Source organism: Streptomyces sp. NPDC060198, from assembly GCF_042728415.1.
Lineage (GTDB): Bacteria > Actinomycetota > Actinomycetes > Streptomycetales > Streptomycetaceae > Streptomyces.
In genome coordinates this window covers 1-9952 of record NZ_JBHWZJ010000261.1, presented here as the reverse complement: position 1 = coordinate 9952, position 9952 = coordinate 1, and the positions used below count along the sequence as shown (strand labels likewise).

The window sequence follows — 9952 nt, the reverse complement described above, 5'->3', positions numbered from 1 at the left end:
GGTCCTGGCGTCGGTGTGTACCGAGTGCGTGCCGGTCAGCGCGTCACTTCAGGGCGGGCGGAGCCGCGTTCACCGAGGTGCCCCACGTGGAGGGCTCCGTGCCGACCTTGTAGGTCAGCTCGCGGGTGTCACGGATGTCTTCCGTGGTCAGGTAGGTCTTGGCGTACGAGCGGCCGTCGGCCTTCGCGGACTGGATGTAGCGCACCGAGTCCGAGGTGCCCGGAGCCTTCACGGTGAGCTTGCCGTTCGGGTAGTAGCGCTTGTCCAGCGTCAGGTCCACCCGCTCGAAGACGGGGGTGGAGAGGCCCCAGGTGTCGGTGCCCGGCTGGACCGGGAAGATGCCGATGGAGGAGAGGACGTTCCAGGCGGACATCGTGCCGAGGTCGTCGTTGCCCGTCATACCGGTCGGGGCGTCCGTGAAGAGGGTGAGCGCGGCGTGCACCACGTCGGTCGTCTTCCAGGGCTCGCCGGTCGAGAGGTAGGTGTACGGGGCGATCAGGTCGGGCTCGTTCTGCGGGTTGTACTTGTCCGCGTTGTAGTACGCGTACGGGCCGTTGACCCACGTCTCACGGGCGGTCTTCGCCGGGTCCTGGACCAGCTGGTCGTAGGCGAAGAAGGAGTCGAGGCGGGCGTTGGCGGCCTGGGTGCCGCCGATCAGGCCGACCATGCCGGGCAGGTCCTGGGGGACGAGCCACTGGTACTGCCACGAGGTGCCCTCGTGGAAGCCCACGCTCTGCGCCGGGTCGACCGGGCCGGTGAAGGCACCGGAGGCGTCACGCGCACGGAAGAAGCCGGTCGAACTGTCGAAGATCGTACGGTAGTTCTGGGCCCGCTCGGTGTAGCGCGCGGCGTCGGCCTTGTGGCCGAGGTCCTTGGCCATCTGGCCGAGCATCGCGTCGGAGAGCGCGTACTCCAGGGTCGCCGAGGCGCCGTGGTCGTAGTCCGAGTCACCGGGCTTCACGTGTGCGCGGTTCTCGATGTACGGGGCGAAGCCGTTCGCGAGGTACTCCTTGTTGGCCTCGCGGCCCACCGGAGCGGAGTCGGCGGCGGGGACACCGTCGGCGTTCTTCTTCAGCGCCTTGTACGCCTGCTCCTCGTACCCCTTGAGGAGACCCTGCTGGTAGGCGTTGGTGAGGAACGGGGTGACCGGGTCACCGGTCATGATGTTCGTCTCGACCGTGCCGTACCCCCAATTGGGGAGCCAGCCGCTCTCCTCGTCGATCTTGATGACGGAGATCGCCATGTCGCGGGACTCGCTGGGGGCGAGCAGCGACAGCAGCTGGGCCTGGGTGCGGTAGGTGTCCCAGAGCGACCAGTTCTGGTAGTACGTGAAGCCCTTGGCCTTGTGGATCTTCTGGTCCCAGCCGGTGTAGCGGCCGTCCACGTCGCTGCCCAGGTTGGGCGCGAGGAACGAGCGGTACAGCGACGAGTAGAAGGTCCGGCGGACGGTCTCGCTGCCGCCCTGCGCCTTGACGTCGTCGAGGCGGTCCTCCCACGCGCCCTGCGCGGCCTTGGCCACCTTGTCGTACGAACGACCGCCCTCCGAACGGAGGTTGAGGGCAGCACCCTTGGCGTCCACGTAGGAGATCGCGGTCGTCGCCTCGACGGTGCGGTCCTTGGTGGTGTCGAACCGCAGGAAGGCGCCGTTGCGCTCGCCGGCGGCGGTGGAGGACGTGGAGCCCTCGGTGACGACGTCACCCTTCCACGTGCCCGAGACCTTGAAGGGGCGGTCGAAGCGGGTGATCGTGTACACCGTGTACGGCTTGGTGTCCTGGCAGAAGCCGCTGCCGGTGATGGCGGTGCGCACGGTGCGGCTGTCGAGGATCTCGACCTTGGTGCTCACCGTCTTGTGCAGCGACTGGCCCGCGTTGATGAGGACGTTGGCCTTGTCGGTGGCCGGGAAGGTGTAACGCTGCACTCCGGTACGGGCGGTGGCGCTGAGCTCCGCCTTGATGCCGGTCTTCAGGCCGACTTGGTAGGTGCCGGGAGCGGCCTTCTCGTCGTCGTGGCTGAACTCGGCGGCGTAGACGGCGTTGTCGGTCGACGTGATGTCGCCGGTCGTCGGGAGCACCGGGAGGTCACCGCCGAGGCCACAGCCCACACCGGAGATGTGCACGGTGGAGAAGCCCCGGATGTGGTTCTGGGAGTAGTCGTACCCGGTGTTGTGACCGGTGTCGGGCGAGAACTGCACCATGCCGAACGGCACGGCCGCACCGGGGTAGGTGTTGCCCTCGTTCTCGGACCCGATGAACGGGTTGACGAGATCGGTGAGCCTGTCCTGACCGTGCTTGGCGCCATCGGCCACGGCCGGTGCGGCGACGGCTCCGCCGAGGAGCGCGGCCGTCGCGGCCACCGTCCCCGCGCCGCGAATCACGTGGGTCCATCTCATGGAAAGAACGCCTCTTCCGACGTAGACAACGTTGTCATACCGTAGTGCGTGATCATTCTTGGCCCGTGCTCGTGTACGCGTCAAGAGTCGCGACACGGTGAAATCCGTGCGCCGCGGCCCGTGGAGCGCGCGGCCACAGATCCACAACGAGGGCGCAACGGAAGAGCGGAGCCACCACCCACCCAGCTCCCACCGGCCTTACCATCCGCGGTACGGGGGTCCTCACGCAAGGTCCCCGGACGGGGGGACGACGTGCGATCGACTTACTCACGGCCGGGGTTCCGGCGCGCGGCCTGCGCCCTGGCCGTCGGGCTGACCCTGGCCACGACCTCCGGGTGCGGCGCGTCCTTCGACGGCGTCACCGGGATCTCCGTGGCGGCCGACGGCGGGCTGCTCGGCGTCATCATGGTCTGCGGCCACGACATCACCAGCGCGGGGCTCATCAGGGAGGACGACCAAGAGAGCAGGAGGATCGGCGAGTGGGCACCGGACCGCCCCCTCAAGGCCGGACTCACCACGTGGTCCCTCGACTCCCCCACCCCTGGGTGGACCACGGCCCAGCCTCCCGAGCCGCTCGCCGACGCGACGGCCTACCGCCTCGTCGGCTGGACCGACGACGTTTCTTGGTCGGCCCGGTCCGTCGACTTCACCACGGCCGACCGTGACCGGCTCCGCCCCGGCCGGGTCCTGTACGAGGACTACTCGAAGGACGGTGAGGCACTCGTCCGCCTCGTCCCCCTGTCGGAGTTCGAAGCGACGGCCTGCGACGCCCGCTCGACCACTCTGTGGTGACCGGCGAACGAGAGACAAGGGGAACCATCATGACTGATCGGTGGTACGTCCTGATCGAGGAGGACACCCGCGAGACCCGGCGGGCCGACGGCGTCGAACTGCGGCTGCACCGCTGGATGCTGGCGGCCAGCCACCCGGTCGACGGCGACGAGGCGCGGGCGCGGGCCGTGGCCGAGGACGCGGCGCTCCACTACGTGCCGGGCGTCCTTGCCCGTCACGCCCGGCCGGGCGACACTCCGGGGCGCAGCGCCTTCCTCACCTCCGACGGCTCCTGGCTGGTCCACGTCCACCAGAACCACCGGGCGTGCCACATCCGCGTGTCCACCGCGCGCCTCGTCCACATGCAGCGGGAGGAGGAGGCCCCGCCGAAGTCCCTGAAGGAGAAGGTCCGCCACGCGCTGGACGGGCCGGATCTCCCGGCCGCCCCGTGGAGGCCCACGGAGGTCCGTGACACCTCGCCGTGAGGCCGACCGGGACACGGGGGCGGCGCCGCGCCGGTGACCGGCCCGACGAGCGACGCAGGAGTGATCGTCGTGGCAGACATGGTGAGCGTCGCCGAGAAGCTGAAGGCCGCGAACACCGGAAGGAAGGACGCGGTGGAGCCGGCGTCGTCCGCCCGGCAGGAGAGGGGCCCGGGATTCGGTGCCGTCTCGTTCATCGCCTGTTTCCGTCTCGCGTTCGGCATACCGCCGCCCGCCCTCCAGCGCGCCCAGGCGTGGGAGGGATTCGGGTGGGGGGACAGGCACATCTGCGACGAGGAGTTCACCGCCCTTCTCGCGCGCTGGCGCACGACGCCGAACCGGCCCGCCCACCGACTGCTTCACGGGTGAGGGCACAGCGAGATCCCCGGACGCAGAACTCCCGGGCACGTTCGTTCGTCCCCTCAGGAAGGGGAGGCCGCACGAGCGCCGTGCGCCGCCGCACCGACGGAGGTTCCCATGCGACGACCGAGACTGCCGAAGACCCTCGGGGCAGCACTGCGGCCACGCCGGTGGGCGGAGCTGGTCCCGCGCACCCGGCGCGGTCAACGGCGTTCACTCCAGGGGCTGATGGTGGCCTGTGCCGTGGCACTGGCGCCGATGACGTGGATGTACGCGACGGCCCAGGCGCACGTGCGGACCACAGCCGACGCGCCGCGCGAGGACGTCGCCGTGGTGTTCGGCGCCGGACTGTGGGACGGCAAGCCGACCCCGTACCTCGCCCACCGACTCGACGCGGCGGCCGAGTTGTACCGGACCGGCAAGGTGAGGGCCCTCCTGGTGACCGGCGACAACAGCCGTGAGGAGTACGACGAGCCGGACGCGATGCGGGCGTACCTCACCGCGCACGGGGTGCCGGGCGCGCGGATCGTCAGCGACTACGCGGGCTTCGACACCTGGGACTCCTGCGTGCGGGCGAAGAAGATCTTCGGCGTCGACCGCGCGGTCCTGGTGAGCCAGGGGTTCCACATCCGCCGGGCCGTCGCGCTCTGCCGCGCCGCCGGCATCGAGGCGTACGGGGTCGGCGTCGACGAACCACACGACGCCACCTGGTACTACGGCGGCACCCGGGAGGTCTTCGCCGCGGGCAAGGCGGCCCTGGACGCCGTCCTGCGGCCCGACCCGCACTTCCTGGGACGCGAGGAGACCGGGGTCGCGGACGCGCTGGCGGGGGCGCAGGGATGAGGGCGCGGCGCCGGGGCGGCCCGTCTCCCTGCGCGACAGCCGTACGGGCGAGCAGTGCACCTGAGACGGCGGCCGTGGACCGCGCTCTTCGTGGTCGAAGGGGTGCCCGCGGTCGCAGTGGCCGTGGCGTGCCCGGGCTTGACGCCCCCGGCGTGCTCCGCGATCGTCCAGCGGTTCCTCCGTGGCGGGTCTGCCGGAAGGTCGAGCACCAACCGACGTGCGCCGTGCCGGGGTTCGACCGGGTGGAGGCCGCGACCTATGGGGCGAAGCCGGCCTCTCGGTCTGCGGCGGCGATCTGGTCGTGGAACCGTTTGTGGACCCAATGACGCTTGCCGAGCAGGTTCACCTGTCCCCATCGGCCGGAGACCGGACCGAGTCGGGTATGGCGTGGCATCGTGCCCGCCAGACGATGTGGGCCGGCGCCCCCGGACAACTTGCTGCTGTCCAGCACGTGGATGGCGTCGCGAGTAACTGCCAAGCACCGGTACGTGTTCCAGAACATCGTCAGGCCGGTGAGATAAGTGATGATGAAAAACCAGAAGTTCGGCGCGCTCTGGCAGATGAAGACCTGCCGGATCTCGCTGCCGACCGGCAGGAACGGCGCCGCGCGCCGCACCAGGTCTTGGCGCGGCTCGGGGTCACGCCGTCCGGTCTCGTCAGCGGTCATGCCGTCCTACCTTCCCTGTCGCGCGCATCCGCATTCACCAGGCTGTCGCGTCGCCGGGGTGTGCCGCCCGGGTGTGGGTCTGCGCGGCGCTGCGCACCGACAGGATGCCAGGTCACGAAGTACGGCTGTGGTACCGCCGTTCCAGCCGGACTCCGGTGTGTGTCCTGGTCAACGGTTTGAGCGTGGGGAGTTCGGCGCGGTGCGGCGGCCGAGGGGCCGGACGCACGCGGTCCGTCCGTGACCGTACGAGAACGGACTGCGGCGTATGGCGGCTCCACGGGGCTGGGGCTTCGCGATCCTGTGGACGTCCTTCGCCGTCTTCCGGGCCGTGGGCGCCCGGCGGACGGGGTGACGGGCCTTCCTCGGCCTTGTCCGCGTCACTCCCTTCGCCTGCTTCCTACTCGTCGCCCGCTCCGCCATCCTCGCCGGGAGTCCGGGGCGGCCGTTCCACGGGCCGGTGGCGGGACGCCTCATCGGCGGGGCCCACGACCTCCCAGGAGTGCCCCGACGGATGTTCGTCGAACAGGGCACACGGTCCGCGCAGTTCGTCGCAGTGGGTACACCGGAGCAGTACGACCCGATACATGCGACCGTCCGCCCAGCGGACCCACACCCCGCCACCGAGCCGGTCGTCGTCCCACAGCAGGTACGCGTGTTCGTCGGAGTGCTGTTCGCCGAGTACGCATCGGACGGGCCGCGGTTCGGCCGGGCCGCCGTCCCTGGGGACAGCACGTTTCGAGACCGGCAGGAGGGCGACTGCGGTGCACTGGATCATGGGGCACTCCTCATGGAGAGGGGAGGCGCGCGGGAGCGCCTCCCTTCGTTCGTCGGTCCTCAGTCGGTGGGCGCCGTACGGGAGTCGGCAGAGGCGATACCTGCTGTCGGCTCCGGGTGTTCGGCCGCCCGGTGGCGCCTGCGCAGAATCCGCCAGTCGGTCGCGCCGCTCGGATCGCCCACCCGCTCGGCCTCCCTCTCGGCCCAGTCGAAGTCCTGACAGACCGAGCAATCAGCAGCGGCGGGCGCCTGTCGCACCTCGGTGGGGGCGGCCCCGTCCGGGGTGGCGCCATCGGGTTCAGACTCACAGCACATCACCCCGACTCCGGGCGTTGCAGCGCGCGTTCTCCGCACGCAGCCGCTCTGCCGGGCTCGCCGGCCGTACGTATTCGGGGGCGGCCTCCCACTCGATCCCGCCGCCGACGGGCCGTATGGCCCAGTACGGCCCGGCGACCCCCCGGAACTCCCCGACCCGGCCCTCACGGCTGGTGTCCACCATGAGTGCGCCGGGGGCCGGAAGCGGTCGGCCGGTGCCCTGCTCCGCCGAAGTACCGGCGTCGGGCTCGGACATGGGCAACTCCTCTCTGTAGTCGTTTCGCTACGGGGAGGCCTCAGGGTGACCTACTCTTAAAACGTCTTCAACCTCCACGAGACTGAACGAAAGATCGATGAAGAGTGGCGAATCGCAAAGCGTTGGACCCCGGGGCGAGCCCACGAGCCGCCTTCGGTGAACGCCTGCGCAGGTTGCGCGAGGAACGCGGCTGGACGCAGGACGAGTTGTCCGCCCGCACGGGCTATTCTGCTTCGCACATCTCCGGCGTCGAAACTGGTGCGCGAACTCCAACCGCCAAGTTCACTGCAAGTACCGATCGCGCCCTGGGCACGGGCGACGCACTGACCCGGCAGGGTGCGGCAACCCGGAACAGCGCGATTCTCGACGGCTTCCCTGAGTTCGTGGTGTACGAGAGTCAGGCCACAGAGATTCGTCTCTTCGAGATGGGCCTGGCCCCGGGGCTGTTCCAGACCCCGGCCTACGCGGCTGCCGTCACCCAGGGTGCAGTGCGGCGTGGAGCGATCACTGAGCTTCAGGCAGAAGAGAGGCTCGCGCTCCTCACCCGACGCCAAGAGTCACTCAGCCGCATGCCAACTCCGCAGGTATACGTCGTGCTTGATGAGAGCTGCATCCGGCAACGTGTGGGTGGACCAGAAGTCATGGCGGAGCAACTCGATCGCCTGATGGCAGTTGCCGACATGCCGAACACGGTCGTACAGGTGGCCACCTTCGAGCTGGGCGAACGCCGTTCGCTGAACAAGCCGCTCACGTTGGCCACCATGGCGGATCGGTCGCACGTCTCCTACGCGGAGTCCGCGCACTCAGGACAGTTGGAGCGTGACATGCGCTTCGTGGGACCACTTCTGACGGCCTACCATCAACTCGCGGCCGAAGCGCTGTCACAGGCGGAATCCGTGGCCATGATCAGTCAGGTACGAAAGGGCATCTCGTGACAACCGAATCCCTCCACTGGTTCAAGTCTTCCTACAGCTCCGACGGCGGCCAGTGCGTCGAGGTCGCCATGAACCTCGCAGCCACGCACGGCACGGTTCCCGTCCGTGACTCCAAGGACACGAGCGGCCCGGTCCTCGGCATCTCCGCCACCTCGTTCACCGCATTCGTGGCAGGCGTCAAGACCGGAGAGTTCAGCGTCATCTGACAAGCCTCTCGACCCGTTTCGGCCGAGGCCCCCACCGTGCGGTATCCGGTGAGGGCCTCCGCTCTGGGCCCCCACGTCCCTCCTCGCCAGGGAAGTCGAAGGAAGTCGGCGGATAGAGTCCGCACCTGTGGCCGCTGGGCCGGGGGAAGGAGAGGATCCGGGGTGGGTGCGTCAGCGTGGGAGTACATCGAGCCTTGCGCCGGAGGTGTCGCGGCGACCTTGGCCGCCTTGCGGCAGGTCGAGTTCGAGAAGCTCTTCGTCCATGGAACCGACTGGGACGATCTGCGGCCCGCAGGAGCGTCGTTCACCTCTGTCGACGACCTTGACGACCTCTGGGAAGACGAGGGCCTCGGCAGCGAGGGAACACACACGATCATCGACGTGTGGGAGGTGATCGACACCGACGCGTACGACGACGACCACACCGTGCGCCCGCTGTCGGACGAGGAATCCGTGGAGCTCTTCGGCACCGCCGAGCCGACCCGGGAAGACTTCGCACGAGCCCAGGAACACTACGCCGCAGGGCACCCCGGCTCGGACGGGCTGTGGGACATGCCGCGCTGGTCGGCCTGGTGCACGCCGTTGAAGGACGCGGGTGGGGCGGACGCCGTGATCGCCTTCTGGGGATGGTCCGGCGACTGAAGGCCACGGCCTGATCCACGCGTCCGGATCAGGGGTGCTCACGGTTCGAGCAGTGGCGCGAGGGCGCGGGCGAACTCCGCCGGTTCGGCGCTCGCTCCCATGTGGTTGCCGGGCATGTCGATCAGAGGGAACCCCAGCAGTCCGGCGAGAGCCTGGGTTGCCCGGCGTGCCATCTGGTGATGGCTCAGGGAGCCTGCGCAGAGCACCACCGGAACTCGGCGGACGGCCTCGATGTCGGGCGCGTAGAAGACCGATGGGCCTGCCATGTGCCCCAGGAAGTACCGGTTCTTGTCGAGTTCTTCGGCGGCCGGCTCGGGTAGCGGCACGTGCGCGGGAGGCTTCTGGTCCGGGCTCGTGCGGTGGGCCGCACCGGTGAGGTCGAAGAACTCCTGCACCGCCCGTCGAGGATCCGCTTCGGCTGTGGCGAAGGCTGCCGCGGCCCGGGCCGCCAGGTCGACGTCGTCCAGCAGGGAGACGAGCGGAGGCTCGTGCAGGACGGCCCGGCGGACCAGGTGGGGATGCCGTTCGGCCAGCTCCAGCAAGGTCACGGCGCCACCACTGGCACCGAAGAACAGCGCGGGCCCGCCGGTGAACCTGTCGACGAGTGCGGCGAGGTCATCCGCGAGGACTTCGGGCGTGGGTGCGGCCATCCCCGGCATCGCGCGGCTGGCGCCGATGCCGCGCGGATCATGGGTGACGACACTGAAACTGCCCGCGAGTTCGTCCGCCAGTGCCGCGAAGCCTCCTCGCCCGACCGGTGCCCCGACCAGGAACAGCGGCGGTCCCTCGCCCCGGACGCTGAAGGCGATCGTGCAGTCCGGCCGGTCGAGGAGTTCCGGGGTGCCCGTGGACCGGTCGCCGTAGTCCCCGATCTTCCGGTTGATCACGTCGAGCGCGCGGTCCAGTTCCTCGCGGCGCTCCTGGACGCGGCGGCGGTGCGCCGTGAGCAGCTCCAGTCGGAGTCCGGCCGGATCTGCGGCCTTGTCGTCGGCGCCCGTGAACTGCGCGATGTCGGCCAGCGGCATGCCCGTCCCACGGAGATGGACCAGCATACGGATCAGCTCGACGTCGGCGTTCGTGTACTGGCGACGCCCAGCGCGGTCACGCCGGGGAGGCGGCACGATCCGGTGCCGTTCGAAGTACCGCAATGTGTCCGACGCCAGGCCGGTCCGTGCCGACACCTGCGTGATGCCGAACAGCTCATCTGCTTCGCTCATGCCGCAAGCCTCGGCCCTGGACCGCGGTACAGGTCAAGCGCCCGTCCGAAGGCGTCCGGTGTGGGCGGCGTCGGGGTACTTCGGAGTGCCGGCAC

At 69.6% G+C, this 9952-nt stretch carries 13 protein-coding genes; 7 read left to right on the top strand and 6 right to left on the bottom strand.

Features of this window, described 5'->3' with window-relative positions; genetic code table 11:
- Nucleotides 1-43: 43 nt before the first annotated feature.
- On the bottom strand, nucleotides 44-2389 hold the full coding sequence (locus ACFWEP_RS25585; RefSeq protein WP_387373238.1) for a GH92 family glycosyl hydrolase: 2346 nt from the start codon (nucleotides 2387-2389) through the stop codon (nucleotides 44-46).
- A gap of 252 nt (nucleotides 2390-2641) precedes the next feature.
- On the opposite strand from ACFWEP_RS25585, the gene ACFWEP_RS25580 reads away from it, so the two are divergent.
- The 4 genes from ACFWEP_RS25580 (at nucleotide 2642) to ACFWEP_RS25565 (ending at nucleotide 4845) form a co-directional block, all read left to right on the top strand.
- On the top strand, nucleotides 2642-3181 hold the full coding sequence (locus ACFWEP_RS25580) for a hypothetical protein (protein WP_387373236.1): 540 nt from the start codon (nucleotides 2642-2644) through the stop codon (nucleotides 3179-3181).
- 29 nt (nucleotides 3182-3210) lie between these two features.
- Nucleotides 3211-3645 carry a hypothetical protein gene (locus tag ACFWEP_RS25575; protein WP_387373234.1) on the top strand — a complete coding sequence of 145 codons (435 nt, stop codon included), beginning with the start codon at nucleotides 3211-3213 and terminating at the stop codon, nucleotides 3643-3645.
- A gap of 69 nt (nucleotides 3646-3714) precedes the next feature.
- Entirely contained in the window at nucleotides 3715-4011 is a 297-nt protein-coding gene (locus ACFWEP_RS25570) for a hypothetical protein (RefSeq protein WP_387373232.1), read from the top strand.
- A gap of 108 nt (nucleotides 4012-4119) precedes the next feature.
- Nucleotides 4120-4845 (top strand): vancomycin high temperature exclusion protein, encoded by a 726-nt coding sequence (locus ACFWEP_RS25565; RefSeq protein WP_387373231.1) that lies wholly within the window; start codon nucleotides 4120-4122, stop codon nucleotides 4843-4845.
- A gap of 256 nt (nucleotides 4846-5101) precedes the next feature.
- On the opposite strand, the gene ACFWEP_RS25560 is transcribed toward ACFWEP_RS25565, so the two are convergent.
- The 4 genes from ACFWEP_RS25560 to ACFWEP_RS25545 form a co-directional block, all read right to left on the bottom strand.
- Complete coding sequence (locus ACFWEP_RS25560; RefSeq protein WP_387373229.1) at nucleotides 5102-5512, bottom strand: hypothetical protein; 411 nt, start codon at nucleotides 5510-5512, stop codon at nucleotides 5102-5104.
- A gap of 397 nt (nucleotides 5513-5909) precedes the next feature.
- Nucleotides 5910-6287: a hypothetical protein gene (locus tag ACFWEP_RS25555; RefSeq protein WP_387373227.1), complete on the bottom strand. Its 378-nt coding sequence runs from the start codon at nucleotides 6285-6287 to the stop codon at nucleotides 5910-5912.
- A gap of 59 nt (nucleotides 6288-6346) precedes the next feature.
- Nucleotides 6347-6601: a hypothetical protein gene (locus ACFWEP_RS25550; protein ID WP_387373225.1), complete on the bottom strand. Its 255-nt coding sequence runs from the start codon at nucleotides 6599-6601 to the stop codon at nucleotides 6347-6349.
- The gene (locus ACFWEP_RS25545; RefSeq protein WP_387373224.1) at nucleotides 6591-6857 is read right to left on the bottom strand and encodes a hypothetical protein; all 267 of its coding nucleotides are present in this window, start codon (nucleotides 6855-6857) and stop codon (nucleotides 6591-6593) included. Before ACFWEP_RS25545 ends, ACFWEP_RS25550 begins: the two co-directional genes overlap by 11 nt.
- 104 nt (nucleotides 6858-6961) lie before the next feature.
- Between ACFWEP_RS25545 and ACFWEP_RS25540 the strand changes: the two genes are divergently transcribed.
- The 3 genes from ACFWEP_RS25540 (at nucleotide 6962) to ACFWEP_RS25530 (ending at nucleotide 8640) form a co-directional block, all read left to right on the top strand.
- Nucleotides 6962-7792 carry a helix-turn-helix domain-containing protein gene (locus ACFWEP_RS25540; RefSeq protein ID WP_387373222.1) on the top strand — a complete coding sequence of 277 codons (831 nt, stop codon included), beginning with the start codon at nucleotides 6962-6964 and terminating at the stop codon, nucleotides 7790-7792.
- Nucleotides 7789-7998, top strand: a complete 210-nt coding sequence (locus tag ACFWEP_RS25535) for a DUF397 domain-containing protein (RefSeq protein ID WP_387373221.1) — start codon at nucleotides 7789-7791, stop codon at nucleotides 7996-7998. Before ACFWEP_RS25540 ends, ACFWEP_RS25535 begins: the two co-directional genes overlap by 4 nt.
- A gap of 162 nt (nucleotides 7999-8160) precedes the next feature.
- Entirely contained in the window at nucleotides 8161-8640 is a 480-nt protein-coding gene (locus ACFWEP_RS25530) for a hypothetical protein (RefSeq protein ID WP_387373219.1), read from the top strand.
- Nucleotides 8641-8678: 38 nt separating this feature from the next.
- On the opposite strand, the gene ACFWEP_RS25525 is transcribed toward ACFWEP_RS25530, so the two are convergent.
- Nucleotides 8679-9857 carry an alpha/beta fold hydrolase gene (locus ACFWEP_RS25525; RefSeq protein ID WP_387373217.1) on the bottom strand — a complete coding sequence of 393 codons (1179 nt, stop codon included), beginning with the start codon at nucleotides 9855-9857 and terminating at the stop codon, nucleotides 8679-8681.
- Nucleotides 9858-9952: the final 95 nt, after the last annotated feature.

Bases quoted from the DNA above. Each gene is read 5' to 3' on its own strand.
- ACFWEP_RS25585 (WP_387373238.1), bottom strand. From the start codon at position 2,389: ATGAGATGGACCCACGTGATTCGCGGCGCGGGGACGGTGGCCGCGACG.
- ACFWEP_RS25575 (WP_387373234.1), top strand. From the start codon at position 3,211: ATGACTGATCGGTGGTACGTCCTGATCGAGGAGGACACCCGCGAGACC.
- ACFWEP_RS25565 (WP_387373231.1), top strand. From the start codon at position 4,120: ATGCGACGACCGAGACTGCCGAAGACCCTCGGGGCAGCACTGCGGCCA.
- ACFWEP_RS25560 (WP_387373229.1), bottom strand. From the start codon at position 5,512: ATGACCGCTGACGAGACCGGACGGCGTGACCCCGAGCCGCGCCAAGAC.
- ACFWEP_RS25555 (WP_387373227.1), bottom strand. From the start codon at position 6,287: ATGATCCAGTGCACCGCAGTCGCCCTCCTGCCGGTCTCGAAACGTGCT.
- ACFWEP_RS25550 (WP_387373225.1), bottom strand. From the start codon at position 6,601: ATGTGCTGTGAGTCTGAACCCGATGGCGCCACCCCGGACGGGGCCGCC.
- ACFWEP_RS25545 (WP_387373224.1), bottom strand. From the start codon at position 6,857: ATGTCCGAGCCCGACGCCGGTACTTCGGCGGAGCAGGGCACCGGCCGA.
- ACFWEP_RS25525 (WP_387373217.1), bottom strand. From the start codon at position 9,857: ATGAGCGAAGCAGATGAGCTGTTCGGCATCACGCAGGTGTCGGCACGG.